General features: G+C 70.0%; 24 protein-coding genes. 9 read left to right on the forward strand and 15 right to left on the reverse strand.

Going from position 1 to position 26,664, the window contains the following annotated elements:
- Nucleotides 1-8 precede the first annotated feature (8 nt).
- Nucleotides 9-629 (reverse strand): GTP cyclohydrolase I FolE, encoded by a 621-nt coding sequence (gene folE, locus G361_RS0134205; RefSeq protein WP_019931651.1) that lies wholly within the window; start codon nt 627-629, stop codon nt 9-11.
- 73 nt (nt 630-702) lie between these two features.
- Nucleotides 703-3,093: an ATP-dependent zinc metalloprotease FtsH gene (ftsH, locus tag G361_RS0134210; RefSeq protein WP_019931652.1), complete on the reverse strand. Its 2,391-nt coding sequence runs from the start codon at nt 3,091-3,093 to the stop codon at nt 703-705.
- A gap of 346 nt (nt 3,094-3,439) precedes the next feature.
- Between ftsH and G361_RS0134215 the strand changes: the two genes are divergently transcribed.
- Nucleotides 3,440-4,372 carry a hypothetical protein gene (locus G361_RS0134215; RefSeq protein ID WP_019931653.1) on the forward strand — a complete coding sequence of 311 codons (933 nt, stop codon included), beginning with the start codon at nt 3,440-3,442 and terminating at the stop codon, nt 4,370-4,372.
- Between the two features lie 18 nt (nt 4,373-4,390).
- Here G361_RS0134215 and G361_RS0134220 read toward each other — a convergent pair whose 3' ends face one another.
- A complete protein-coding gene (locus G361_RS0134220; RefSeq protein WP_231387184.1) occupies nt 4,391-5,239 on the reverse strand; it encodes a DUF1266 domain-containing protein in 849 nt (282 codons plus the stop codon).
- Nucleotides 5,240-5,378: 139 nt separating this feature from the next.
- Between G361_RS0134220 and G361_RS0134225 the strand changes: the two genes are divergently transcribed.
- Both G361_RS0134225 and G361_RS0134230 read left to right on the forward strand, forming a co-directional pair.
- The gene (locus tag G361_RS0134225) at nt 5,379-5,630 is read left to right on the forward strand and encodes a DUF2277 domain-containing protein (RefSeq protein WP_019931655.1); all 252 of its coding nucleotides are present in this window, start codon (nt 5,379-5,381) and stop codon (nt 5,628-5,630) included.
- A 14-nt stretch (nt 5,631-5,644) separates the two neighbouring features.
- Nucleotides 5,645-6,526 carry a PfkB family carbohydrate kinase gene (locus tag G361_RS0134230; protein WP_155981949.1) on the forward strand — a complete coding sequence of 294 codons (882 nt, stop codon included), beginning with the start codon at nt 5,645-5,647 and terminating at the stop codon, nt 6,524-6,526.
- 180 nt (nt 6,527-6,706) lie between these two features.
- On the opposite strand, the gene G361_RS0134235 is transcribed toward G361_RS0134230, so the two are convergent.
- Nucleotides 6,707-7,393 carry a nucleoside/nucleotide kinase family protein gene (locus G361_RS0134235; protein WP_019931657.1) on the reverse strand — a complete coding sequence of 229 codons (687 nt, stop codon included), beginning with the start codon at nt 7,391-7,393 and terminating at the stop codon, nt 6,707-6,709.
- 279 nt (nt 7,394-7,672) lie between these two features.
- On the opposite strand from G361_RS0134235, the gene G361_RS0134240 reads away from it, so the two are divergent.
- Nucleotides 7,673-10,117 carry a phosphoketolase family protein gene (locus G361_RS0134240; protein WP_019931658.1) on the forward strand — a complete coding sequence of 815 codons (2,445 nt, stop codon included), beginning with the start codon at nt 7,673-7,675 and terminating at the stop codon, nt 10,115-10,117.
- Here G361_RS0134240 and G361_RS0134245 read toward each other — a convergent pair.
- Together G361_RS0134245 and G361_RS0134250 are read right to left on the reverse strand one after the other, a co-directional pair.
- Nucleotides 10,095-10,811, reverse strand: coding sequence for a cyclase family protein (locus tag G361_RS0134245; protein ID WP_019931659.1), 717 nt, complete (start codon nt 10,809-10,811; stop codon nt 10,095-10,097). The genes G361_RS0134240 and G361_RS0134245 overlap by 23 nt on opposite strands.
- Before the next feature lie 30 nt (nt 10,812-10,841).
- On the reverse strand, nt 10,842-13,208 hold the full coding sequence (locus G361_RS0134250) for a serine/threonine-protein kinase (RefSeq protein WP_231387185.1): 2,367 nt from the start codon (nt 13,206-13,208) through the stop codon (nt 10,842-10,844).
- Between the two features lie 229 nt (nt 13,209-13,437).
- Between G361_RS0134250 and G361_RS0134255 the strand changes: the two genes are divergently transcribed.
- On the forward strand, nt 13,438-14,790 hold the full coding sequence (locus G361_RS0134255) for an amidase (protein ID WP_026343849.1): 1,353 nt from the start codon (nt 13,438-13,440) through the stop codon (nt 14,788-14,790).
- Nucleotides 14,791-14,796: 6 nt separating this feature from the next.
- Here G361_RS0134255 and G361_RS0134260 read toward each other — a convergent pair whose 3' ends face one another.
- From G361_RS0134260 to dacB, 5 genes are all read right to left on the reverse strand, one after another.
- Complete coding sequence (locus G361_RS0134260) at nt 14,797-15,681, reverse strand: LysR substrate-binding domain-containing protein (RefSeq protein WP_019931662.1); 885 nt, start codon at nt 15,679-15,681, stop codon at nt 14,797-14,799.
- Nucleotides 15,682-16,242: 561 nt separating this feature from the next.
- Nucleotides 16,243-16,797, reverse strand: a complete 555-nt coding sequence (gene hpt, locus G361_RS0134265) for a hypoxanthine phosphoribosyltransferase (RefSeq protein ID WP_019931663.1) — start codon at nt 16,795-16,797, stop codon at nt 16,243-16,245.
- A gap of 16 nt (nt 16,798-16,813) precedes the next feature.
- The gene (gene tilS / locus G361_RS0134270; protein WP_019931664.1) at nt 16,814-17,800 is read right to left on the reverse strand and encodes a tRNA lysidine(34) synthetase TilS; all 987 of its coding nucleotides are present in this window, start codon (nt 17,798-17,800) and stop codon (nt 16,814-16,816) included.
- Between the two features lies 1 nt (nt 17,801).
- Nucleotides 17,802-18,962, reverse strand: coding sequence for a zinc-dependent metalloprotease (locus tag G361_RS0134275; protein WP_019931665.1), 1,161 nt, complete (start codon nt 18,960-18,962; stop codon nt 17,802-17,804).
- 14 nt (nt 18,963-18,976) lie between these two features.
- Nucleotides 18,977-20,425, reverse strand: a complete 1,449-nt coding sequence (gene dacB, locus G361_RS0134280; protein WP_026343851.1) for a D-alanyl-D-alanine carboxypeptidase/D-alanyl-D-alanine-endopeptidase — start codon at nt 20,423-20,425, stop codon at nt 18,977-18,979.
- A 218-nt stretch (nt 20,426-20,643) separates the two neighbouring features.
- On the opposite strand from dacB, the gene ppa reads away from it, so the two are divergent.
- Entirely contained in the window at nt 20,644-21,135 is a 492-nt protein-coding gene (gene ppa, locus G361_RS0134290; RefSeq protein ID WP_019931668.1) for an inorganic diphosphatase, read from the forward strand.
- 86 nt (nt 21,136-21,221) lie between these two features.
- Here the strand turns inward: ppa and G361_RS0134295 are convergent, their stop codons facing one another.
- Nucleotides 21,222-22,043 carry a crotonase/enoyl-CoA hydratase family protein gene (locus G361_RS0134295; protein ID WP_019931669.1) on the reverse strand — a complete coding sequence of 274 codons (822 nt, stop codon included), beginning with the start codon at nt 22,041-22,043 and terminating at the stop codon, nt 21,222-21,224.
- 158 nt (nt 22,044-22,201) lie between these two features.
- On the opposite strand from G361_RS0134295, the gene G361_RS0134300 reads away from it, so the two are divergent.
- Complete coding sequence (locus G361_RS0134300; protein ID WP_019931670.1) at nt 22,202-22,522, forward strand: 2-oxo-4-hydroxy-4-carboxy-5-ureidoimidazoline decarboxylase; 321 nt, start codon at nt 22,202-22,204, stop codon at nt 22,520-22,522.
- Between the two features lie 23 nt (nt 22,523-22,545).
- Here the strand turns inward: G361_RS0134300 and G361_RS0134305 are convergent, their stop codons facing one another.
- Both G361_RS0134305 and G361_RS0134310 read right to left on the reverse strand, forming a co-directional pair.
- Nucleotides 22,546-23,628, reverse strand: coding sequence for a diacylglycerol kinase (locus tag G361_RS0134305; protein WP_036496174.1), 1,083 nt, complete (start codon nt 23,626-23,628; stop codon nt 22,546-22,548).
- Nucleotides 23,629-23,641: 13 nt separating this feature from the next.
- Nucleotides 23,642-24,430 (reverse strand): SDR family oxidoreductase, encoded by a 789-nt coding sequence (locus tag G361_RS0134310; protein WP_019931672.1) that lies wholly within the window; start codon nt 24,428-24,430, stop codon nt 23,642-23,644.
- 212 nt (nt 24,431-24,642) lie between these two features.
- On the opposite strand from G361_RS0134310, the gene G361_RS0134315 reads away from it, so the two are divergent.
- Both G361_RS0134315 and G361_RS0134320 read left to right on the forward strand, forming a co-directional pair.
- Nucleotides 24,643-25,083: a DUF2752 domain-containing protein gene (locus G361_RS0134315; protein ID WP_019931673.1), complete on the forward strand. Its 441-nt coding sequence runs from the start codon at nt 24,643-24,645 to the stop codon at nt 25,081-25,083.
- A 56-nt stretch (nt 25,084-25,139) separates the two neighbouring features.
- Nucleotides 25,140-25,328, forward strand: a complete 189-nt coding sequence (locus G361_RS0134320) for a hypothetical protein (RefSeq protein ID WP_019931674.1) — start codon at nt 25,140-25,142, stop codon at nt 25,326-25,328.
- Between the two features lie 4 nt (nt 25,329-25,332).
- Here G361_RS0134320 and G361_RS0134325 read toward each other — a convergent pair whose 3' ends face one another.
- Nucleotides 25,333-26,643: an aminotransferase class V-fold PLP-dependent enzyme gene (locus tag G361_RS0134325; protein WP_019931675.1), complete on the reverse strand. Its 1,311-nt coding sequence runs from the start codon at nt 26,641-26,643 to the stop codon at nt 25,333-25,335.
- Between the last annotated feature and the right edge of the window lie 21 nt (nt 26,644-26,664).

Below are 26,664 nucleotides of genomic sequence, written 5' to 3' on the forward strand. Positions count from 1 at the left end.
GCGACGGCCTATTTGCGGAGGATGAGATCGAGCGCCTCGGCGCGCGAGGCCGCGTTGGTCTGCAGCAGTCCGCGCACCGCCGAGGTGGTGGTGCTGGCGCCCGGCTTGCGGATGCCGCGCATCGCCATGCAGAGATGTTCGGCCTCGACCACCACGATCGCGCCGCGCGGATCCAGCTTGCGCATCAGCGCGTCGGCGATCTGGCTGGTGAGCCGCTCCTGCACCTGCGGCCGCTTGGCGTAGAGATCGACCAGCCGGGCCAGCTTCGACAGGCCCGTCACCCGGCCGTGCGTGCCCGGGATGTAGCCGACGTGCGCGACCCCGTGGAACGACACCAGATGATGTTCACAGGTCGAGTACATCGGGATGTCGCGGACCAGCACCAGTTCCTGGTGACCCTCGTCGAACGTGGTGTTGAGCACCGCGTCCGGCTCGGTGTACAGGCCGGCGAACACCTCGCGGTAGGCCCGCGCCACGCGGGCCGGGGTATCGATGAGGCCCGGACGATCCGGATCCTCACCGACGGCGATCAGCAATTCCCGGACCGCCGCCTCGGCTCGTTCCTGATCGAAAGGGCGGCCGCTGTCGAGCGCTACCGGCCCGGAAACGACACGGTTGTTGACCGACACTCGAGAAACCTCCAAAAATCCCGGGTGCCGGCAATCTTTCGGCACCCCGACCTTCGAGCGTAACCACAGCCGCTCAGTGGCGGCCGTTCGGACCGTCCCACTCGGTCGACTCACCATCTCCGTTCGGCGCGGGACGGCCGGACTGATCTTGTTCGGGCCGGTTCCAGCCACGGCCGTACCGTGCGCCACCGGCCGGTGCCCAGCCCGCGGAGGGCTGACCACCCGCGTAACCCTGACCGCCGTAACCCGGCGGCGGACCGCCGGCGGTACCGGGTTGCCCGTTCTCGACGTCCTCGGCGGGCGGCCAGCCCGGCGCCGACCAACCGGCCGGGGCGCCGTAGTCCGGACGCGAACCGTGGGTACCCGGGCGCGGATACGTCTGGGTGGCGCCGGGCGCCGCCGGATACGGCTGCTGGGCCTGCTGCGCGGGCACCGGATAACCGAAGGCCGGCTGCCGGCCGCCGTCGGCGTGACCGACCGGGACGGGCGCGGTCGCGGGCACCGGCTGCTGGCCCTCCGGGGGCCACGGCTCGCCGCGCTCGGCGGCCAGTTCCCGGGGCGTCTTCACCGGCGGGCGGTCCGACGGGGTGCGCTCGCCGAAATCGTTGAACGCGGTGATCCGCGGCCGCTTCTCGACGGTGGACAGCACCCCCTCGAGCTCCCGGCGGTGCAGCGTCTCCCGCTCGAGCAGCGCGGTGGCCAGCGAGTCCAGTTCGTCGCGATACTCGTTGAGGATCGCCCACGCCTCGGTGTGCGCGGCCTCGATGAGGTTGCGCACCTCCTCGTCGATCTCGCGGGCGACCTCGTGCGAATAGTCCGAGCCCATACCCATCGATCGGCCCAGGAACGGGTCGCCCTGCTCCTGGCCGTAGCGCACCGCGCCGAGCCGCGCGCTCATGCCGTATTCGGTGACCATCGCGCGGGCGATCTTGGTGGCCTGGTCGATATCGGAGGAGGCGCCGGTGGTCGGCTCGTGGAAGACCAGTTCCTCGGCCGCGCGGCCACCCATCGCCATGACCAGCCGGGCGATCATCTCCGAGCGGGTCATCAGGCCCTTGTCGTCCTCGGGGACGGTCATGGCGTGGCCGCCGGTGCGACCGCGGGCCAGGATCGTGACCTTGTAGACCGGCTCGATATCGGGCATCGCCCACGCGGCCAGGGTGTGACCGCCCTCGTGGTACGCGGTGATCTTCTTCTCGTGCTCGCTGATGATGCGGCTCTTGCGCCGCGGGCCGCCGATGACCCGGTCGACCGATTCCTCCAGGGAGGCGCCGGTGATCATGTTGCCGTGCTCGCGGGCGGTCAGCAGCGCGGCCTCGTTGATGACGTTGGCCAGATCGGCGCCGGACATGCCGACGGTGCGCTTGGCCAGCCCGTCCAGATCGGCGTCGGTCGCGATCGGCTTGCCCTGCGAATGCACTCGCAGGATGGCGCGGCGACCGGCGAGATCCGGGTTGCTGACCGGGATCTGGCGATCGAAGCGGCCCGGGCGCAGCAGCGCCGGATCCAGGATGTCGGGCCGGTTGGTGGCCGCGATGATGATCACACCGGCGCGGTCGCCGAAGCCGTCCATCTCGACCAGCAACTGGTTCAGGGTCTGCTCGCGCTCGTCGTGACCGCCGCCGAGGCCCGCGCCGCGCTGGCGGCCGACCGCGTCGATCTCGTCGACGAAGATGATGCAGGGACTGTTCTGCTTGGCCTGATCGAACAGGTCGCGCACGCGGGAGGCGCCGACACCGACGAACATCTCGACGAAGTCCGAACCGGAGATGGTGAAGAACGGCACCCCCGCCTCGCCGGCCACGGCGCGGGCGAGCAGCGTCTTACCGGTACCGGGCGGGCCGTAGAGCAGCACGCCCTTCGGGATCTTGGCGCCCAGGGCCTGGTAGCGCGCCGGATTCTGGAGGAAGTCCTTGATCTCGTAGAGTTCCTCGACCGCCTCGTCGGCGCCGGCCACGTCCGCGAACGTGGTCTTGGGCATGTCCTTGGTCAGCTGTTTGGCCCGGGACTTGCCGAAGCCCATCATGCCGCCGCGGCCACCGCCCTGCATCCGCGCCATCACGAAGACGAACAGGCCCAGCAGGATCACCATCGGCAATACGAACAGCAGCACCTGGGTGAACCAGCTGTCCTGTTTGACGGTGGTGTTGTACGGGGCCCCGGAGTCCTGCACATCCTTGAGCACCTGGGCGGCGACCTCGCTGCCGCCGGGGTACTTCGCGATGATCTGGGACGAGCCGCTGGTCGCATCGGTGCCCTTGTTCAGGGTGATGCGCAGCTGCTGTTCCTTGTCATCGATCTGGACCTGCTTGACGTTGGCCTTGTCCTGCAACTGGCTGAGCGCCACCGACGTATCGACGTTCTTCCAGCCGCGCGTGTCGTTGCTGAAATAGCTGACCAGATAGATCACGAGCAGGATGCCCGCGACTATGGCCAGGTTGCGAAACACTGTCTTGCGGTTCATAGAGCGTCGGCCGGCGGGCCAGTCCTTTCCGGTGACTTCCGGGGTGCGTGCCTACTATGCGTGCGATCGGGCGAGCGTGCGTGGTTTCGGGTACTCATCTGCTCGATTCCCGCCGACTGCGGCGGAAAAGGATGCGGACAAGCCACGTTACCGCGTACGGTCTACTCGATACATCGCGCAGTTCGGCAGCTGATCCAGTTCAACAGGTAAACGGCCGGGGAATGTTTCTGGTTCCCGACCCGCACCGGGGCGATCCAGACAGATGCTGCCTCTGTCTGTCCACATGCCCTTCATCATGGCATGCGGGTTCTATTGTGAGCGACAACACAACAAGAGCGCAGGGGGTATGGACATAGTCGAGCTACGGACACCCACAGCGATTCTGCGACACGGCGACGGGCGGCTGACCGTGCTGCGGCCCGGCACCGACGGCGAGCGCGTGCTCGACGTACCGGTGTCCGAGCTGCTCAAGGTCCGGCTCAACCGTCGCGCCGACGACGCCGTCGTCATCGAGATCTACCTGCGATACCCGACACCGGTGCTGACCGGCATCCCGGCCGACCGGACGCCACTTCCGGTCCTCATCGCCGAGCACGACGTGCCGGCGGCGATGGTCATCGTGGAGCGACTCAACGCTCAGATCCTGGAAACCCAGCGCATCGACATGTCCATGCCGGACCTGACCCCGCCCGCACCGGAATGGGGCCGCAACGGCCCGCTGCGCGCGGACGTGGACCGGGCGGTGAAGCGGATGGCCCCGCAGCGCGATACCCGGGCCGCCGTCACCGCGCTGCACCGGCTGGTCATCGCGGACGAATTCGCCCTGGAGACCGCGGTCGTGGTCACCGATACCGATACCGTCCCGCCCCCGGCCGGACGCGGGGTTCTGGCGGTCACCACCGAGCGCATGTTGTTCGTACCGCTCGAGGCCGATGCCCGGCACGCCTACGAAATGCCCGTCGCCGCGCTGATCTCCGCCCAGCCCACCGACGATTCCGCGCCGGGCAGTGGTGGCGACTACGGCATCGACGTCTTCGACGGCAATCTGACCGTGCACTTCACCGGGACGGATCGGGCCGATACCGATCGGGTGATCGGCGCGCTCAATTTCGCCATCCAGCGGTCCTCCGCCGAAGGGGCGGTCGCCGTACCCGATCCGGGCGTGGCACAGCTGTACTCCGAATGGGATCTGCTGGTCGAACGGCATTCCCTCGGCATGGTGGACGACGCGCAGTTCCAGCGGTACGGCCGCGGGATCCTGCGCTCGCTGCCCGACTGACCGGACCGCCCGGGGCGGCTATTCGGCCCGGCCGGAGGCGTGCACCGCGCTCCGCAACCCGATACGCCGCCACGGGCTGGTCGGTCGCTGCCACAACCGCAACAGCTCCAGCCGCCGGTCGAGACCGCCGGACTTCAGCTCGGCCAGATCCTCACAGGCCTGCCAGTAGGTCCAGCCGGTCAGGTAGGAGTCGCCGAACTGCCGCCAGTTCCGGTACCGGCGCTGGGCCGGCGGCAGGGCGCGCATGACGTATTCCCAGGCCACGTCGGCGTCCAGATACCCCGCGGTGAAGGCCATCCGGGCGACGGCCACCACCCGGGCCAGATCCCAGGCGGCGATATCGGCGGGCAGCGGCTGGGTCAGGTGGTCGGTGAGCCCGAGCTTGATCGCCTGCGACCAGATGTCGTAGTCGCGGACCAGCGCCTCCGGATTGTCCATTCCCCGGAACGAGCCGACCTGCCGCAGGAAGGCGCGGTGCCGGTCGGCGCGTTCGCCGAAGCGGTCCCGTTCCGGCGAATTCACCGATGCGGTCACCAGCGGGTGCACCAGCTCGTACAGCGGCGCGTGCATCCCCTCCAGCAGCTGTTCCATCGAGGCCATCGCCTGGGCGCCGTCGGTGATACCCCAGGCGCCGGTCAGCGTGTCGATGGCCAGCTCCCGGCGGTCACCGAGCGGGTGCTGGCGTTCGGGTCCGAGCAGCAGCGCATCGTGGAAGGCGTCCCAGCGCGCCGAGTAGAAGGCGCCCAGGGACAGCGCCCGCAGCTCGTCGTCGGATACCTGCGCGCCGGACCAGTGGTCGTCCTCCCGCCGATCCAGCTCCTCGTACGGAAACGTGGTCAGGGTCGGCATGTCGCGGGCAGCAGCCATCCTCCGATTGTGTCTCATCGATCTTGATCGAGCACGGTTTTCGGTCTCCGCATCGCGTCGGGGGTTTTACGACACGGTAATTACGCACCGACTCGTTCCCGGCTGACGCAGGTGGCCGCAGAGCGCTACTCTCGGCGCCATGTGCAGAAGTATCACCGTCCTGCGCGGGCTCGAGCCCCCTGCCACCGAGCAGGAGATCTACGCCGCAGCCCAGCAGTACGTCCGGAAGGTCGGTGGCCTGTCCGGGCTGTCGTCCACCACCAAGCCCGCCTTCGACAAGGCGGTGGCGGCGATCGCGGCCGCGACCACCACCCTGCTGGCGGAGTTGCCGGAGCGGCGGGTGCCCCCGTCGACCGAGCCGCCGCTGCGACGGCTGGCCGCCGCGGACTGACCATCGGATATCCCGTGGCGACAGCCGTGTTCGCCGGTCTGGCGACACTGGACATCGCCTATGCCGTCCCGCGATATCCCGCGGAGGACAGCAAGACCCAGGCCACCGGGCAATTCCTCGGCGGGGGCGGGCCGGCGGCCAATGCTGCCGTGACCTACGCGCAACTGTCCGGGCAGACGCCGGCGCTGGTCACCGCGCTCGGCACCGATCCACTCGCGCGGCTGATCCGCGCCGATCTCGAGGCCCACGGGGTGGCCCCGCACGATGTGACTCCCACCGGCACGCACCGCCCGCCGGTGTCCTCGATCGTGGTCGCGACCGAAGCGGCGACCCGGACGATCGTCTCCATGGACGGCGCGGAGATCTCCGCGCGCTTCGACCCCGCCCAGCTCCGCGCATCGGACGACGCGAAGGTACTGCTCGTCGACGGTCACCATCCCGAGATCGCGATCGGATTCGCCACCGCCGCCCGGCGAGCGGGCATACCGGTCGTCCTCGACGCGGGCCGGTGGCGGCCGGTGCACGCGGACCTGCTGCCGCTCACCACGATCGCGATCTGCTCGGCCGCCTTCGCACCACCCGGAACCGGCGGCGATAGGGACGCGGTCCTCGATCACCTGCACGAGCAGGGCGTGCGGTACGCGGCGATCAGCCGGGGCCCTGCGCCGATGCCGTTCCGCACACCGGAGGGGCGGGGCGAGCTCGCGGTACCCGCTGTCGACGCGGTGGACACCCTCGGCGCCGGTGATATCCTGCACGGCGCCTTCTGCCACTATCTCGTTGCGGGACAACAGTTTACGGACGCACTGCGCGATGCGACCGCCGTCGCCTCGGCCTCCTGCCGATATCTCGGCACCCGCGAGTGGATGCGACACCCGATCCCTCGTTCCCGCTGAACGCCGATCCCCGGGCTCGATGAGCACCGGCCCCTCGGCCACGCCGAGCACCAATCCCCCAGGCATACTCAGCACCTGCCCTTCGGCCATGCTCAGCACCGATCCCCCGGGCTCGATGAACGCCGCCGCGACGGTCCGCGACCGGCATCCGGTCGTTCCGAACGCCGTGGCAGTCGAACCTCAGTGGCCCCCACCACCGGTGACAACGCGGTAGCCCGTGCCGTCGGCGTACAGGATCAGGTCTGCACGGGTCCGGGTTCGCGCGACCAGTTCCGCGTTCGGGAGGTCGCTGCGCAGCACCTTGTCGTGTGCGGAATCCGCGGTGCGGCCGCCGCGGCGGTGCCGGTCCAACAGTCGCTCGGTGCGTAGCGCCGTCGCGGCGTCCAGGTACCAGACCTCGTCCAGGCGGGCCCGGACCGCCGCCCAGCCCGCCCGGTCGTGGAGCAGGTAGTTGCCCTCGGTGAGCACTATCGGCAGCTCGTCCAACATCACCCGGTCCGGCACCGGTTCGTGCAGTGCGCGGTCGTAGGCGGGCCAGCGCAGCGGCCGGCCGAGAGGCGTGTCGCGCAACGCATGTAGGCGGTCCACGTACCCGGCCACATCGAAGGTGTCCGGCGCACCCTTGCGTTCCGAGAGCCCGCGTGCGACCAGTTCGGCGTTGGTGAGGTGGAATCCGTCCATCGGCGCCACCCCCGCCACCGGGGTACCGGCCTGCGCGTCGATCGCATCCCGCAGCGCCGCCGCGAACGTCGACTTCCCCGCTCCCGGCGGACCGGCGATACCCAGGACGAATCGGCCCGGCCGCGCTCCCGCCGCCGCCCGCACCCGAGCGGCCAACTGCGACAAGGACATCCAGGTGTCGGACACGGTACCCTCGCTGTCGTCGGGAGCCGGCGCAGGCGGGCGTCCCGCAGCCGCACGCGGACCTCATCGCCGACGGATCCGCGTGAGCGGCGGCGAGCCGGGTGCCGCACCGTCGTCACCGGCCCGTGTCCGCCGCTCCGACCCTACTCATCTGCCGCACAACCGTTAGAGCCGAGCTCTCGACAGCGCGGGGTTCGGCCAATAACGTCCGAGCCGATGTGATTCGTCGCTCCGCGTGTTCCGTCTCGACCCGGCCACCCACCTGAGCGAAAGGTGCAAGTCGTGACCACCACCAGCGACACCTCGGCGGACAACGTCACCTCCGGCCGCGGTGAGACCGTGGCGCCACCGGGTTACCGACTGTCGGACCTGCCCGGCCCGCTGGACCGCGAGGAACTCGAGACGCTCGACGCCTGGTGGCGGGCCGCCAATTATCTGGCGGTCGGGCAGATCTATCTGATGGCCAATCCGCTGCTGACCGAACCGCTCGCCGCGGAACACATCAAACCCCGGCTGCTCGGGCATTTCGGTACCGTGCCGGGCCTGAATCTGGTGTGGGCACATGCCAATCGGGCGATCCTGGAACGCGACCTGCGCGCGGTGTTCGTCGCCGGGCCCGGACACGGCGGCCCCGGGCCGAATGCGTGCGCCTGGCTGGAGGGCACCTGTTCCGAGCTGTACAGCGCGATCCCCCGGGACGCGCGGGGGATGCGAGAGTTGTTCCACCAGTTCTCCTTTCCCGGCGGCGTGCCCAGTCACTGCGCACCGGAGACCCCGGGCTCGTTCCACGAGGGCGGTGAGCTCGGATACTCACTGCTGCACGCCTACGGCGCCGCCCTGGACAATCCGGATCTCACCGTCTTCTGTGTGATCGGCGACGGCGAGGCCGAGACCGGGCCGCTGGCGACGAGCTGGCACGGCAACAAATTCCTCAATCCGGCCCGCGACGGCGCGGTACTGCCGATCCTCGCGCTCAACGAGTACAAGATCGCCAATCCCACCGTGCTCGCCCGCATCCCCGAATCCGAACTGCTGGCACTGCTGCGCGGCAACGGGTACGACCCGGTGGTGGTCGGCGGCAACGATCCGACCGCCGTACACCAGGCCATGGCCACCGCACTGGACACCGCCCTGGACCGCATCGCGGAGATCCAGCACGCCGCCCGGCTGCGCCACGACGATCAGCGACCGGCCTGGCCGATGATCGTGCTGCGCACCCCGAAGGGGTGGACCTGCCCGCCGATCGTGGACGGCGAGGCGGTGGAGGGCACCTTCCGCGCGCATCAGGTGCCGCTGTCCGCCGCACGCACCGATACCCAGCACCGTGTGGTGCTGGAACAGTGGTTGCAGTCCTATCGGCCGCAGGAGCTGTTCGATTCGATCGGGCATCCGTCGCCGCAGGTGCTGCGGCTGGTCCCGCAGGGCGACCGCCGGATGAGCGCCAATCCGGTCGCCAACGGCGGAACGGTACTGCGCGATCTGCGGCTGCCGGAATGGGCCGGCTACGCCGTCGACGTGCCGGCGCCGGGTGCGACGATGCACGAGGCGACCCGGGTGCTGGGCGGTTTCCTGCGCGACGTGACCGCCGCCAACCCGGACAACTTCCTCACCTTCGCCCCCGACGAGCTGGCCAGCAACCGGTTGCAGGACATCCTGACGGTCACCGGCCGCGACTGGCAGGCGCAGATCGGCGAGCACGACGAACATCTGGACCGCAGCGGCCGGGTGATCGAGGTGCTGTCCGAGCACATGTGCCAGGGCCTGCTGGAGGGGTATCTGCTGACCGGCCGGCACGGCGTGTTCACCTGCTACGAGGCGTTCATCCACATCGTCGACGCCATGTTCAACCAGCATGCGAAATGGCTGGACGCGAGCAGCCGGGTGCCGTGGCGACGGCCGCTGGCGAGCCTCAACTACCTGCTCTCCTCGCATGTCTGGCGACAGGACCACAACGGCTTCACCCATCAGGATCCGGGCTTCCTCGACGTGGTGCTGAACAAGAAACCCGAGATCGTCCGGGTGTACCTGCCGCCGGACGCGAACACCCTGCTGTCGGTGTACGACCACTGCCTGCGTTCGCGGCACTACGTCAACGTGGTGGTGGCGGGCAAACAGCCGCAACCGGATTGGCTCTCGGCCGACGCGGCCGCGACGCACTGCGCACGCGGTATCGGGATCTGGCAGTGGGCCGGGCACAACGACGACCTGGGCAGCACCCCGGACATCGTGCTGGCCTGCGCGGGCGACGTACCCACCCTGGAGACCCTGGCCGCCGCGTCGATCCTGCGGGAACGCTTGCCGCAGTTGCGCATTCGGGTGATCAACGTGGTCGACCTGATGCGACTGCTCCCGCGCGACCAGCATCCGCACGGCCTGCCGGACTCCGAATTCGACACGCTGTTCACCCGGGATCGGCCGATCCTGTTCGCCTTCCACGGCTATCCGTGGCTGATCCATCGGCTCACCTATCGCCGCACCAATCACGCCGGCATGCACGTCCGCGGATATCAGGAGAACGGGACCACGACCACCCCGTTCGATATGGTCATGCTCAACAACATGGACCGCTACCACCTGGTACGGGATGTGGTGGATCTGGTGCCGGAGCTGCGCGAGACGGCGGCCGGGCTGCGGCAGGACATGACCGATGCCCGGCTGGCCGCCCGGGACTGGACCCGCCGCTACGGCGAGGACATCCCGGAGGTCACCCAGTGGCGCTGGCAGTGACGTCCGGCAGCAGCGCGAAAATCGTTGCCGGACCGCCGGATCCGTTCCGGTAGCGCGGCCCGCCGACGAGTATCCGGGCGCCGGTGACCGGCAGCGCGGCGAGATTCGCGAGGCATTCCAGGCTGATCCGGCGCTCTCGGTACAGCCGTTTCGACACGGCGTATCCGTGGTCGAGACCGACGTCGGGGCCGAGGGTGTCGATGCCGAGGGCGCCGCGCCGGCCCAGCCGCCCGGTATCGAGCAGCCACTGCACGGCCTCGACCGAGAATCCGGGCTGCCGACCGGCTTCCGCGCCGCTACCCGCGAATTCCGTTGTGCCCCATTTGCCGTCCCAGCCGGTCCACGCGATCACGGCCGCGCAGTCCGGGATCCGGCCGTGCGCCCGCTCCCACGCCCGCAGGTCCGCGACGGTGATCGCGTAGTCCCGATCGCCGCACCGGTCGCGCACGTCCACCTTCACGGCGGGCAGGAAGAGGTCGTCCGGATCGAGTTCGTCGGCGGCCGCGCCGTCGGGATCGAAGTGAATCGGTGCGCCCCAATGGGTTCCGGTGTGCTCACCGTGCCGGACGGCTTGCAGGTAGTAACCGTCCGCCTCGATCGTCGCCACCGTCTCGAGCCGGAACTCCGGATCGCCCGGGTACCGCGGCGTCGTCGCCGGATCGAGTACGTGGGACAGGTTCACCAGGGTGGTCATCGGCCGATCATCGCAGGTTCGCCCGGTCGATCAGCGCCGGTTCGACCTGGTCGGGTGCGGATGTCCGCCCTCGGGATCCACCACCCGCTCCAGCGCACTCAGATCGGCCTCGAGCGCGCGGAACATCAGATAGGCGGCCACGAACGCGGCGATGGCGCCGATGCACAGCACCCGCACCGAGACGATCACGTGCGGAATGTCCTCCGGCGGTAGCAATGTCACGCCCGCCACGGCCAGCAGCGGCACCGAGGCGGCCACCGCGAGGTAGGCGGTGCAGCGGCGGCCGAGACCGCGCAACTGGGCGGCGTCGGCGGCGTCGAGCTCGCCCTCGCGCAGGAACAGCGGATAGATGCAGCGCACCAGATAGAACACGACCGGGAAGAACGGGTAGGTCACCGCCATCGCCCCGCACACCAGCAGTGAGGCCAGGAAGTGCACCACCATCGGCGTGGTCACCTCGCCGGTGCTCACCTGCAACGCGATCGGGAAGGTGATCGCGGCGAGCGCCCACAGCGCGAAGACGATCAGCACCACCCGGTCGCCGAGCAGCAGCGCCTGCCAGCGGGCCCGATCCAGGGTGCGTTGATCGAAGGTCCGCCCGCGCCGCAACCCGCGCGGCACGATCAGCAGATGCCGGGACAGATAGACCAGGAGCGCGAAGCCGAGCGGGAAGAACACCACATTCACGATGAAGGTGACGATCTCGAAGGCATGATGCGCGGGCTGGCTGAGCCGGTCCACGATCAGCGACCGGTTGTGCTGGATGTTGAACAGCGACGCCACCATGTTCGGTACCCCGATGGCCAGCACCATCAGCGGAATCATCCAGGCCCGCAACCGCATTCGCATACTGTCCGGCAGCGGGTCGACCAGTTCGCGGGCCCGCCGGTCCAGGCACAGCTGCAACTGGGCGGCCAGTTCCGAACCGCCGGCCCAGCGGCGCTCGCGATCCGGTTCCAGACAGGTCAGCAGCACTCTGCGCAGGGCCGCCGGGCAGTCGGCGGGCAGTTCCCGCAACGTGTCGGCGGCCACCCCCGCGCGGCGGCGGGCCAGCAGCGCGGCCAGCACGGTGGCGTCGCCGTGTTCCGTGCCGGTGGTGTCGTCGTCCGCGAAAGGCTTTGTGCCGGTGAGCAATTCCCACAGCACCACGCCGAGCGAGTACAGATCCGCGCGCGTGTCGAGATCCTCGGCGGTGCGTTCGTGCTCGGGATGACAGGCCTCCAGCTGCTCCGGAGACATGTACGACAGCGAACCACCGAAGTACGCAACGGGATTCGCGTCGGTCAGATGCTTGCTGAAGCTGATGTTGAAGTCGGCGAGTTTCGGCACCGCCTCGGCGGTGAGCAGCACATTGGCCGGTTTGACGTCGCGGTGCAGCACCCCGTGCGCATCGGCGTAGGCCAGCGCCTCGGCCAACCGGCAACCCAGCCAGGCCACCGTATCCGGCCAGGACAGCGCGGCGATCTCGGCCCGCACGCTGGAGTCGGTCGGGCGGATCTCACCCTTCTCCTCCATGGCCGCGTCGACCGCGTCCAGCAGCAGCTGCCCGCTGCGCTGGTCCGGCGGGGTGGCGCGCACCCAGCGCAGCACGCTCAGCAGGGTGCCGCCGGGCAGGAACTGCATGTACAGCAACCGCAGCCGGCGCTCCCGGGACCCGGCCGTGATGCCGGGCCGATCCAGCAACCGCTGGTCGAAGACCCGCACGATGTAGTCGTGGTCCAGCTGCGCCAGCGTCTGCGGTTCGGAGCCGCGGTCGGCGGAGATCTTCACCGCGACCAACCGCTGCAGGGTGCGCTGCCGGGCCAGGAACACCCGGGCGAAGGCGCCGCTGCCGAGCATGGTCAGCAGATCGAAATCGTCGATGCTGTGGCCGATCTCGAGATCTCCCAGATCCTCCACCGGCGGCGCCCCGAGGTCGGTGGTGGTGCGGGTGGCGTCCCCGGACCAGCCGCCCGTCCGGGTCGCGGTCGCCGTGCCGATACCCGGCTGCTGGGTGCTCTGATCCGCGCCGTCGGCATTGAGCAGTTCCCGCAACTGCCCGGCCTGGGTGGGATATTCCCGCAGCCAGTCGCGCGGATCCACCCGCTCGCCGCTGTGCCGGAGGATCACGAACTCCTCGTAGACCAATCCGGCGGGTATCTCCTGCGGCGCCAATTCCGGGAATTCCGCGCAGTATTCGCGCAGCCGTTTGCGGGCCGGCGCGGACGACGTGGACACCGCGCGCAACCACCGATTACGCAGGTCGATCCGGATCAGATCGAGCAGCGCTCGCAATCGCAATGTCTGCGCGTCCGGCAGATAGTCGGAAATCTCCGGCGGACTGTCGTCCGACTCCCAGGCAGCGGCGAACGCAGCAACCGCTTTGAACTCGACCGGACCCGCCACACCAGCCATCATCCCCTGCTCCGGCGGTGAGGGAATGATAATTTTCGCGGCAGCAGTGAGAAATACCCCATTTCGGCCACGACGCGAGGGGGTTGCAACGATGCACGAGGACACTACTGCGGCGGTGCCGCACGGGGTTACCGCGGCAGAACCGCGCGAAGTGAACGTCACAGGGCCCCACGACGTTACTGCGAGGACGCACGAAGCTGTTGTGCGGGCCACAGCTGCCCAGGAGGTACCGATGAGCGTGAACATTCCGGCCACGGCGACCGAGATCGCGGCGGAGGTCCGGGACGGCACGCTGCGGCCCGATCTGGTGGTGACGGCGGCGCTCGACCGGATCAGCGCCGCCGAGCCGGTGCTCGGCGCCTTCGCCGTGGTCCGCGCCGAGCGCGCCCTCGCGGAGGCCCGCGCCCTCGCCGACCGGCCCGATCTGGATGCCCTGCCCCTGGCCGGCGTGCCGATCGCGATCAAGAACAACATCGCGGTCGCCGGCGAGGTGACCCGCGGCGGTTCCCGGGCCGGTGGTGACGACCCGGCGACCACCGACCATCCGGTGGTGGCCCGGCTGCGGGCCGCGGGCGCGGTGGTCGTCGGCCTGACCGAACTGCCCGAACTGGGCCTGTGGGGTGTCACCGATACGCCGGATCGAATCACCCGCTCGCCCTGGAACATCCGATACAGCGCCGGCGGGTCCTCCGGCGGGTCCGGGGCCGCGGTGGGCGCGGGCCTGGTCCCGGTGGCGCACGGCAACGACGGCCTGGGTTCGGTGCGCATCCCGGCGGCCTGCTGCGGCGTGGTGGGTGTCAAACCCGGACGCGATGTGGTGCCCGCCGAGGTCGGCGCCGATTCCTGGGGCGGGATGGTGGAGAACGGCGTCCTCGCCACGACGGTCGCGGATGCCGCACTGGTGCTCTCGGTGCTGGCCGGTCGCCCGGCGCTGGCCGATCCGGAACCTCCGCCGCCGCTGCGGATCGCGCTGGCCGCGGGTGCGCCGACACCGCCGGCACGGGTGGACCGGCACTGGGCCGACGCGGCCCGTACCGCCGCGCAGACCGCCGCCGCGGCCGGTCACAGCGTCACCGACGCCGTACTGCCGTATGGGGGCGGCACCAATGCCGTGATGCTGCGCTGGCTGGCCGGCGCCGCGCGCGACGCCGGGGAGCTGTCCCATCCGGACCGACTACAGAGACGCAGCCGGGTACACGCCGCCCTGGGCCGAGCCGTGCTGCGTACCGGCCTGATCCGGCCCCGGCAGGTCGATCTGATCGAGACCCGTCTGCTGGACTTCTTCGAGAACCACGACGTCGTGATCACTCCGACGCTGGCCCGGCCCGCACCGCGCGCGCAGGCCTGGCACACCCGCGGCTGGGTCGCCAACATGGCCGCGAACGTGCGCTTCGCACCCTTCACACCACTGTGGAACCTGGTCGGCTGGCCCGCGCTGAGCCTGCCGATGGGCACCCATCCACGCACCGGCACCCCGCTGGCCGCTCAGCTCGCCGGTCCGCCCGGCAGCGAGGCGACCCTGCTCCGCCTGGCCGCCCAACTGGAAGCGGCACGACCCTGGCAGCGCGTGGCCCCGGTGCGGTGACGGCGGTCAGTCCTGCGGCTGCGCCGGAGTTCCGAAGCCGCCGGACAGCACCCGGTTGGCGAAGTCGAGAATGGTCGGCCGATCGTCGTCGGCCCGCCACGCCACGGCCAGCTCGCACGGCGGCAAGCCGCCGACCGGGCGGGCGGTCAGACCGGGCCAGCGGTACATCGGCACATTGCTCTCGGCCAGCAGACAGACGCCGAGCCCGAGGCTGACGGCCTCCAGCCGCTCCTCCGCGGTCGCGGCCTCGCCGCCGATCTTCGCCTGGCGGCCGTTGCGGCCGTCGTTGCCGAGCCAGAAGTCGCGGCCGGTACCGGCTTCCGGCGGCATGGCGACGAACGGTTCCCCGGCCAGGTCCGCGAACTCGATGACCTCACGGTCGGCGAGGGCGTGGTTCTCCGGTAACAGGACCCAGCGCGTCTCCGACCGCAGCACCTGCCAGCGGTACCGGCTGGTATCGGGCACGGGCAGCCACATCAGCGCGAGATCGGCCTGGCGGCCGGACAATCCGCTGGACGGATCGGTCCAGGACGCCGAGTGCAACGCCAGCCGATGACCGCTGGCGCTCTCCAGATCGGCGATCAGGCCCCGGCCGATGGAACTCTGGATGCCGACCCGCAGCACCTCCCCGGCCTCCTGCAGGGCCACATTCGTGACCTCCCACAGTTCCAGGATCTTGCGGGCGCCCTCGAGCAGTTCCTTCCCGGCGACGGTCAGCGCGACACTGCGCTGGTTCCGGTCGAACAGGACGACGTCGAGTTGCCGTTCGAGCTGGCGAATCTGTCGCGACAGCGTCGGCTGCGCGATGTGCAGCCGTTGGGCGGCATTGGTGAAGTGAAGTTCCTCAGCGACCGCGACGAAATACCGCAAGTCGCGCAAATGCGGGTCCATAGCCCCTTGCTATCAGAATCGGTAAGGAAAATCCAGCCATATCAGACCCTTCACTGAGTGATTAGGCGCTGAAACAGCCGTCAGGTTTGTTACTGACAGCATATGGCCCAGACAAACCGGACGCACAGCCACCTCGGCAAACTTCTGGGAAACTCTCCCCGCGCCAACCCATCCCCCACCGACCGGTCATCCGACCAGGTGAAACGACCCCGGAAACGATCCACCCCGCCGATGCGGCACGACGCGACCGGCCCGGATCGCCACCCAGCAACAAAGGCCCGAATCGGGCTCCCGAGCCAGACCCCTAAACGGTGATTTCCGTCACTTTCCGGCGAGTCGGCCCACGACACACGCGGTCACCGAGACGAGCCAGGAGACCGGGCCACCCCTGCCCCGACAGCACCCGACCGGCCGGACGCACCGCGACCGGACGATCGGAATCAGGGTCACGCACCGCGGCGGTCGCCGCAACTCGAGCAATCCGGAAAGGCGCGGCCACCACCGCGTGCGGCCGATCGGACCGGTCGCGTGTGGTCGGTGGGACCGGCCGCGTGCGGCCGATCAGACCGAGTAGACCTTGGGGTCGAGGGTGCCGATGTACGGCAGATCCCGATAACGCTCCGCGTAGTCCAGGCCGTAGCCGACCACGAATTCGTTCGGGATGTCGAAGCCGACGTGCGCGACCTCCACCTGGGTGCGCAGCGCATCCGGCTTGCGGAGCAGCGTCACCACCTCGAGCGAGGCCGGGTTGCGGGTGGACAGATTGCGCTTGAGCCAGGACAGCGTGAGCCCGGAGTCGATGATGTCCTCGACGATCAGCACGTTGCGGCCGGCGATGTCCTTGTCCAGGTCCTTGAGGATCCGCACGACGCCGGAGGACGAGGTGGAGGAGCCGTACGACGACACCGCCATGAACTCCAGCTGCGTGGGGATCGGCAGCGCCTGGGCCAGATCGGTCATGAAGAAGATCGCGCCCTTGAGGACGCCCACCAGCAGGAGATCGCCCTCGGGTGCGTCGGCCGCATATCGCTTCGCGATCAGTTCGGCCAGCTCGTCGACCTTCGCCTTGATCTGCTCCTCGGTGATGAGCACCGACGCGATGTCGTCCCCGTACACGTGCGCTGGTTTCCCTTCAGTGATGTCGGCCCCCGGTGAGCGCCATCAAGGTCAGCCTGCCATGTTCGCGCGCGGCAACCAACCTCGTCCCGTCCGCACCTCCGCCGATCGCGACGCCGCCCTGCCCGTGCCAATCCGTGACCAGTGCGTCGACCGCCCGTAAATGCTTGTCCGTCAACGCTTTCGCACCACCGTCGAGCAGCCAGGCCCGCACCGCCCGGCGCCGGACGGCCACCGGGGCAGTGGCGAGTGTCTCGATCTTCAGTGTCGCACCATCACCGGCGGCCACAAGCAACTTTCCGGCAAGTTCGTCGAGGACCACACCGTCGGCGCGCAGCTGTTCGGCGGTGCGGGCCAGCGCCGCGGCCACGCCGCCGCCGAGCACCTCCTCCAGCAGCGGCAGCACCTCGGTGCGCAGCCGCACCCGGGTGAATTCGGGGGAACTGTTGTGCGGATCCTCGTGCGGCCGCAACCCCAGATCGGCGCACAACTGCCGGGTGATATCGCGCCGCACACCGAGCAGCGGCCGGCCCCAAGGCGCGGCATAGGGCGCCATCCCCTGCACCGAGCGCGGACCCGAGCCGCGCGCGAGGCCGAGCAGCACGGTCTCGGCCTGATCGTCGAGGGTGTGGCCGAGCAGCACCGGCAGCCCGTCGCGGGCGTCGTCCAGGGCGGCGTAGCGCGCCCGCCGGGCCGCGGCCTCGAGCCCGCCGCCACCGGTCACGGTCACGGTCAGTACGCGGGCGGTGCGGCAGCCCAGCGCCAGTGCGGCGGCCGCCGCCTCCGCCGCCACCGCGCCGGAACCGGATTGCAGGCCGTGGTCGACGATCAGGGCGTCGACCACCTCCGCCTCGACCACCGCGGCGGCGGTCAGCGCCAGGGAATCCGCGCCGCCGGACAGCCCGACCGCGACCACGCCGGTCGGCGCGTAGCGGGACAGCCAGTCCCGCACCGCATGCCGCAGTTGCAGCGCCGCCGCGGTCTCCGGCAGTCGGGCCGGCACGTCAGCCGAGTACGCGGGCGATCCAGCGCCCCGGTTCGGGGATCTCGTCGGGCCGCGGCAGGGTCTCGGAATCGGTCCACACGGTGTTGAACCGCGCCATCCCCACCTTGCCGACGACCTCGTCGACGAACGCCTTGCCGCGCACGTACTGCGCCACCTTCGCGTCCACGCCGAGCAGGGCGCGCAACAGCCGCTGCACCGGATTCACCGGGCGGCGGCGGCGTTCGTCGAAGGCCCGGCGGATCTGCGTGACCGACGGCACCACGGCCGGGCCGACGGCATCCATCACGTGGTCGGCGTGGCCCTCCAGCAGAGTGCCGAGCATCAGCAGCCGGTCCAGGGCCTCGCGCTGGGCGGGCGCCTGGGTGGCGCGCAACAGCCCGAGCACGCCGCGATCGGCCGGATCGCCGGCCGGCAGCGCGTCGGTACGCTGCCGCCGCTCGCGGACGGCGCTCATCAGCCGCGACAGCATCTCGTCGAACGATTCGTCGCCGACATCGCCGAGGACGGACACGTTCTGCCGCATGTATTCGCCGAGCCAGGGCGCCGAGGAGAACTGCACCCGATGGGTCACCTCGTGCAGGCAGACCCACAGCCGGAAATCGCCGGGGTGCACGCCGAGCACGCGCTCCACCGCCACGATGTTGGGCGCGACCAGCAGCAGCATGCCGTCCTCGCCGGTGAACGGGTCGTACTGGCCGAGGATCGCCGTGGACAGGAAGGCCAGCATCGCGCCCACCTGGACGCCCGCCGGCTTACCCGCCAACCGGCTCCGGATCGACTCGTGCTCGGCCGGGTGCCCGGCCTCGCCGGTGAGCTGTGCCATGGAGGCGGCGGCCGCATCGATCCAGCCGGGCCGGTCCACGATCCGGGCCGCCGGCACCGGGCGATCGTCGATCAGGCCGGACACCTCGCGCACCGGGCCCTCGGCGCGCACCGAGGCGGCGGCGAGCTCGTCGACCACCTGTTCCGCGGAGAATCGCGTGACCCGCGGCCCGGCCGGTACCAGCGCGGCGCCGGTGCGCGCGGCCAGCTGCCAGTCGACCGTGCCGGCCAGCGGCGTCCTGGGCCTGCGGATCAACTCACCGGACTCGACGTCGACCAGTACCTGCTCCGAGGGAGCGGGCCGGTCGGCTCGGGCATCGTGGTCAGGTCCGGTCATGGTTCACCCACCCGTCAGGAGCATCCGCAGTTGCGGAGCGTGGCAGCGATGGCATCCAGGGCCGGCCGGCTCGCTTCCGGCGGCCGGTCGTTCGACATCAACGCGAAGGTCAGCACCCGGCCATCACTGTCGAGGACATACCCTGCCAACGCGCTGGATACCGACAGAGTTCCGGTCTTCGCGCGGACCCAGCCCGCCGCACCGTGGTCCTTGGTGGTGAACCGATCGGCCAGCGATCCGGTCGCCCCGGCCACCGGCAGGTAGTCCAGCAGCGGGGCCAACGGCGACGACGGTGCGGAGGTGTTCGAGGCGGCGGTGGTCGCCACCCCGGACTGTGGCCCGGCCGCCTCGGCGAGGATCCGGTCCAGCAGCCGCGGCGGCACCCGGTCCTCGGTGGACAGGCCGCTCGCGTCGAGCAGGGTGAGGCCGGTGGTGTCGAACCCGGCCGCGGCGAGCGCGGTGGCGGTGGCGGTGGCCGCCCCGGCGAACGACGCCTCGCCACCCCCGGCGGCCGCGATCTCGCGGGCGATCGCCTCGGCGAGGACGTCGTCGGAATGGACCATCATGTCCCGCAACCGATCCCGCAGGGATGCGGACTGCACGTGCGCGATCTCGGTCGCCTGCGCCGGCGCCTTGTCCACTCGCACCCTGACCGGATCCAGGCCGAGGTCGGCCGCCAGCCGCCGACCGGCGTCCAGTGCCGGGGTCGCCGAGCGCGGCGAGTACTCCACGAGCGGATCCAGCCGGCCGCCGTCGATCATCACCGGCTCGATCGGCGCCCAGGAACCGCCGGCGATATCGGCCGGATCCCAACCGGCCGGCGCGGTCGGCCCCGGATACGCGGAGACGTCGACCGCGACCGTGTCGAATTTGCGGCCGGCGGCGCGGATCTGGCTCACCAGATCGGCCAGCCGCGGCCCGTTCGGGTAGTAGCCCTTACCGTCGGCCTGAGCGGTCAGCGTCGGGTCGCCGCCGCCGACCAGTACCAGTTCGGTGGGATCGGCGCCGGTCACGACCTTGGTGGTGAGCCGGTGGTCGGGCGGCAGCATCAGCAGCGCGGCCGCCGTGGTCAGCACCTTCGCGGTGGACGCGGGCACCATCGGCTTGTCCGGATCGGTACTCCACAGCACGGTCCGGGTGTCGGCATCGGTCACCGAGGCGCTGAACGCGCCGAGGTCCGGGGCGCCGGCCACCTTCGCCAGCGCCGCCGACAGACCCTGGACGCTCGGCGAGGTCGCCGCCGGTGGCGCGGCCGTCACCTGGGGGAACGGTTTCACCGGCGCCGGCGGAGCTGATACCGTCAACCCGCCGTGACGGAACTCCTCGGTCCACGGCTTCAGAATCACGAGCACCGCGCCGATGGCGATCACGACGACGAGCACACCGGCGGATACCGCGATCCAGATCGTCCGGCGCCGGCGAGCAGCCAGATTGCCGATGTTCTTCCTGCTCCGACCTACCACGTGACCGCCGTCTCCCTACTCGCCCGTAACAGCGCGCGCTGTGCCGGTGCCCTGCCGCACCCACCGGCCCAGCGACCACACTATCCTCACCACGCCGACGTTCCGCCGATCGAGCAGGCGAGTCGGCAGCCTCGCGGTCACCGGCGCGAGCGCCGAATGCTCGTCGGCGCGAGCGCCGAACCCAACGCTGATGACAAGCACCAGACGAAGGAGATGACGTGGAGTTCGACGTCACCATCGAGATCCCCAAGGGTCAGCGCAACAAGTACGAGGTCGATCACGAGACCGGGCGGGTGCGGCTGGACCGTTACCTCTACACCCCGATGGTCTACCCGGCCGACTACGGCTACATCGAGAACACCCTCGGGTCCGACGGCGACCCGCTGGACTGCCTGGTGCTGCTGCCCGAGTCGGTGTTCCCGGGTGTCATCGTCGAGGCCCGCCCGGTCGGCGTGCTGCTCATGAGCGACGAAGCGGGCGGCGACGAGAAGATCGTCGCGGTACCCGCAGGCGACAAGCGCTGGGACCACATCCAGGACACCTCGGATATCGGCGAATTCGACCGGAAGGCCATCGAGCACTTCTTCGAGCACTACAAGGACCTCGAGCCCGGCAAGTGGGTCAAGGTCGACGGCTGGGGCGACCGCGCCAAGGCCGAGGTGCTGGTAGACGAGGCCGTGGCCCGGCTGAAGGAGCAGGGCGGCCACTGATTCCGCCGCGATGATCCCGCCGGTCCGCCGGGATCATCGCGGCGGACCGGTAGGCGCGGGCCGCCGCGTGGAGCGGCCCGCGACGTTCACTGCCCGCGGAAGTTCGGCGGCCGCTTCTCGAACACCGCCGCGACCGCCTCGGTGAGATCCTCCGAGGGCAGGAAGGCCGCGTTCCACGCCGATACGTAGCGCAGGCCCTCGCTGATCTGCCGGGTCCGGGGCTGGTCGAGCACATCCTTCACGCCCTGCACCACCAGCGGCGGATTGGCGGCGATCTCCTCGGCGAGGGTCTGTGCCGCGGCCAGCGTCGCGTCCTGATCGGGATATATGTCGTTGATCAGACCGATCTTCTCGGCGCGGACGGCGTCGATGTCCTTGCCGGTGAAGGCCAGCTCGCGCAGGTGCCCCTCGCCGATGATGCCCGGAAGTCGTTGCAGCGAGCCGACATCGGCGACGATGGCGACCTTGGCCTCACGGAGGCTGAATTTCGCGTCGGCGGCGGCCAGCCGAATGTCGGCCGCCGAGATCAGATCGAGCCCGCCGCCGATGCACCAGCCCGAGACGGCCGCGATGACCGGCTTGCGGCAGTCGGCGACGGCCGTGATCGAGGCCTGCATCCGCCGCACCTCGTGGAGGAATACGGTGCGGGGTGCGGCCAATCCGCGCTCGCCGATCAGCGGGGCGAACATGCCGCCCATCGCGGCCAGGTCCAGACCGTAGGAGAAATGCCGGCCCGAGCCGGTGAGCACGACCGCGCGCACCTCCGGATCGGCGTCGAGTTCCCCGAAGATCAGGGGCAGTTCGCGCCAGAAGTCCGGGCCCATCGCGTTGCCCTTGCCGGGACCGGTCAGCGTGACCCGGGCCACCAGATCCTTGCTCTCGACTGTGAAAGCCTTCCATTCAGTCATTTGCCCAGCTTAGCGGGCCGGTTTCGGCTCACAGCGGGTGTGTAAAACTTGTGAAAACTTGCGGCCCGGTTGGGGTGTGCCGGACCGTCGGCGACGGATGATGTAACTGGCGCGTCGCTTCCACTCCACCGCCACCACCGGGCCTTCGGAGGTTGTTCATGTTGATGCACAAGGGCATCGGCCTGGATCGTTTCAACCAATTACCCCACACGCGTGCCGTGTACGCCCTGTACGAATGCTGCTGCAGCGTGCTGTGGGCCGAGAAGCTGGCCGGCGGCCGGCCCTATCCCGACTATCGGCGACTACTCGACGCCGCCGAGGTCGAATTGCCCGCTCTGTCCCGGGCCGATCTCGATCGAATCGCCGATTCGGTTGCCCGCGAGGGTGTTTCCGAACCCACCTTCGAGGATCTGGTCCGCGTCACCCGAATTCGGCTGACCCGGATGCTCGGTCCCGAAGAGGGTTATCCCGAGTACTGAACCAGGTTTTCGGCACCCGGTTCTCAGCGCACCAGTCCACGCCCCGTGGTCAGCGGCAGATCGACGGCGGTGAGCAGTCCGGGCCGCGCCTGCACGACCGCGGGCACCGCGCTCACGAGGCGGGCGGCCGTGCCGACCACGCCGCCGAGGGCGTGGTCACCGTTGCTGGACAGTTGCAGGTCCAGCACGTAGTCGGGATCGCCCAGGATCTCCACGCGATAGCCGCCGTGCCCGGCGGGCTGCGGCCAGTCCGGCGCCAGATCGGGATGCAACCGGGTGACATGTTCGAGCACCAGCACCTCGCGCGCGCCCCGCACGCCGCTGACCCGGAAGCGCAGCGCGGCCGCGGTGCCGGATTCGACGGTGTGCGCGCCGATCCCGATCGGCTCCGGCGCGGGCAGGCGCTGGAAGTCCTGGGTCACCTCGTCGAGTTCCACATCCAGCGCGGCGGCCAGCTGGCGGATCACACTGCCCCAGGCCAGCGTCAGCACGCCCGGCTGCAACAGCAGCGGCAGTTCGTCCCCCGCACCCATCGGCCGGCCGAAGCCCATGATGTCGAACAGCACCTTCGGATTGTCGTAGGTGGAGTAGTCCAGGATCTCCGAGCACACGATGGTGTCGATGCGCTCGCTGCCGCTGGACAGCAGCAGTGGCAGCCAGTCGTTGGCCCAGCCCGGATCGATGCCGTTCACCCACAACGACGCCCCGCCGGCCTCGGCCGCCTCGAGCACCGGATCGATCAGTTCGGGCGGCACGGTCCCGTACGGGAACTGCAGGAAGACCGGGCTCGACGACACCACGTTGATACCCGCGCGCAGGAAGGTCTTCAGATCCTCCACCGCCTCGGCCAGCCGGTCGTCGGCCATCGCGGTGTGCACGATGCAATCGGGCTTCAGATCGAGCAGGGCCTGCGCGTCGGTGGTGGCGGCGACGCCGATCTCGCGATCCAGGCCCGCCAGCTCACCGGCATCGAGACCGGCCTTGGCGTCGGAGGACACCCAGACCCCGACGAGTTCCAGCTCCGGCCGCGCGATGATGGATCGCAGCGACCGGCGGCCGACATTGCCGGTACTCCATTGCACTACGCGGTAGGTCGGTGCGGACATCCGAAAACTCCTGTCACAGATCGGGAAGACCGAGGTCCAGGTTGGGTTGTTCGATGCCGCCGTCGATCTCGAGCACCTTACCCGTGATGTAGCCACCGGCCGGTGACGACAGATACACGATGCCCGCCGCGATCTCCCACGGCTCGCCCAGCCGGTGCAGCGGCGTGGCGGTCTCCATCGTCTCCTTGATCGCCGGTTGCGAGGCGACCACGTCCAGCGCGGAGGTGAGCACCGAGCCGACCGCGATCGCGTTCACCCGGATCCGCGGGGCCAGATCGGTGGCGGCCAGCCGCGTCCAGTGCGCCAGCGCGGCCTTGGCGGTGCCGTAGGCGAGATAGCCCCGGCCCGGCGTGCGGCCCATCATCGAGGAGATGTTGACCACCGATCCGCCGCCCCCGGTCAGCATGTGCGGCACCGCCGCGCGGGTCAGCGCGTGCGCGGTGGCGACGTTGAAGTGGAACGCCCGCTCCAGATATCCCGGCGTCGTGGTCAGGAAAGTGTTGGGTGCGGTCCCGCCGACGTTGTTGACGACGATATCGATCCGCCCGAGTTCGGCGGCCGCGGTCTCCGCCAGCCCCGCGACCGCGTCCAGATCGGAGAGATCGGCGGCTACGGTCACCACCCGGCGGCCCAGCGCGCGGATCTTGCCCGCGACCTCCTCGAGCTGTTCGGCCGTGCGCGCGGCGATCAGCACATCGGCCCCGGCCTCGGCCAGGCCCAGCGCGGCCGCGGCGCCGATCCCGCGCCCGGCGCCGGTGACGACGGCGACCCGGCCGTCCACACGGAAGTTGTCCAGAATCATTGCGGGGTTCCTCCTCCGACCGACCGTGCGCGCCCGAGCTGTGCTCGAAAAGCCTTGGCGTACCGACGAACTCACCCACCCCACCGGAGCGGCGTGACGACCGTCACAGAGCAGTCTTTAGAACAAGTTCTAGTCTGTCAAGGGTCGGTGCCGGATCGCGGGATCGGAACCACCTGGCGAGACCCGGCCTGCCCTCGCTACCGTGGACGACTGTGGACACCGCAGCCGCACCGCCGGCCGAAACCCGCACCGGCTGGGTCACTCTGGGGCAGCCGGCCCTCATCGCCGGCGGGCTCGCCGCCGCCGTCGCGGTCCTGCACTTCCGCGATCCGCACGTCTCCGGCTCCTACGGCTACTGCCCGTTCTACGCGCTGACCGGGTATTGGTGCCCGGGGTGCGGCGGGCTGCGCGCGATGCACAACCTCAGCGAGGGTCACGTACTCGACGCGATCCACAGCAATATCCTGCTGCTCCCGCTGACGGTGGCGTTCGTGGTGTGGTGGGTGCACCTGGTGGTGAACCGATGGAACGGCCGGCGCCGGCCGTTCCCGTTCCACGCCGGTCCGATCACCCTCGCGGTGTCGCTGGCGCTGCTGGCGGTGTTCAGTGTGCTGCGCAACACGCCGTGGGGCAGCTGGCTGGCGCCGGTGTGACCCGGCCGACGGCGTGGTGACCGTGACATCCGCCCGGTACTGGGCATGCTGACGGCATGATCGATTCCCTGAAGAACCGGGTGCGCGAGAAGTTGATGCGACAGCTCCGGGAGGACGGGCCCTACGATCCGGACCTGGACGATCCCCGTCTGGTCGCCGTGGCGACCGACCTCGACGCACTGGAGTCGGTCGCCGACGACGACCCGCTGGTGGAGCAGCTCGCCGAACGCTATCTGGTGTTCTGACCGTTCAGAAGGAACACGGCGCCGCACCGCCGGCGTCCTGAGCGGTCAGCCGTGGCCGGGTCTCCGGCTGGGGATTCCAGTGGCCGTCCGCGCACGTGTACTCCCACGACGGCCCCCGCCGCACCAGCACATCGATCGCGTCGACCAGACGATCCACATCGGCCGCGGTGGTGCCCAGGCCGATACTGGCCCGGATCGCGCCGTCGACGCCGAGCCGGGCGAGCAGCGGATGCGCGCAGAATCGGCCGTCGCGCACCCCGATCCCGTGTTCGGCGGACAGATACGCCGCCACCCGGCCCGGTTCGACACCGTCGAGGGTGAAGGTCACGATGCCGACGCTGTCGGCGCTGTCCGACCAGATGCGCAGGAAGCGCACCCCCGCGATACCGCCCAGCCCCTCGCGCAGCCGGATCGCCAGCCGCCGCTCGTGTTCGGTGGCCCGCTCCTGCAGTTCGGTGAGCGCATCACAGGCCGCGGCCAGGGCCGCCACGCCGAGGACATTCGGCGATCCGGCCTCGTGCCGCTGCGGCGCGGGCGCCCAGTCGACACCGGTCGTGCGGACCTCTCGGACCGCCCCGCCGCCGGCCAGGTACGGCTCGGCGGCATCCAGCCAATCCCGGCGGCCCACCAGCACTCCCGCGCCGAACGGCGCGTACAGCTTGTGCCCGGAAAAGGCGAGGTAGTCGATTCCGCTGTGCCGCAGGTCGATTCGCCGATGCGGCGCCAATTGCGCGGCATCCACCAGGATTCGGGCCCCGCACTCGTGCGCGACGGTCGCGAGCCGTTCCAGCGGCAGCACCTCACCGGTGACGTTCGACGCACCCGTGATGGCAAGCAGCGCAGCGGGTTTGGTACACAGCTCCGCGACCACCCGGCGGATCGTCTCGGCCACGGTGTCGGCGGCCCGGACCACCCGCCGCCCGTGCCGCAGCCACGGCAGGAAGTTGGCGTGATGTTCGATGTCGAGCACCACGGTATCGCCGGGTACGCAGGCGGCCAGCAGGTTCAGCGAGTCCGTGGTGTTGCGGGTGAACACCACGACCTGGTCGTCGGTACAGCCCAGGAACCGGGACACCGAGGTCCGGGCGGCCTCGTAGCAGTCGGTGGAGATCCGCGAGGCGTATCCGGCCCCGCGATGCACGCTCGCGTAGTAGGGCAGCAACTCCGACACCCGGTCGGTGACCTGTGCCAGGGCCGGGGCGCTGGCGGCGTAGTCGAAATTCGCGTAGCGCACGGTGCCACCGGACACCAGCGGAACCTGCAGGTCGGCGCCGGATACCTGGGCGGCACAGGTCGGGTCGAGAACAGCGGTCATCACGCAATCCCTTCGGTTCGG

It is taken from the genome of Nocardia sp. BMG111209, from assembly GCF_000381925.1.
In the GTDB taxonomy this organism is placed as follows: domain Bacteria; phylum Actinomycetota; class Actinomycetes; order Mycobacteriales; family Mycobacteriaceae; genus Nocardia.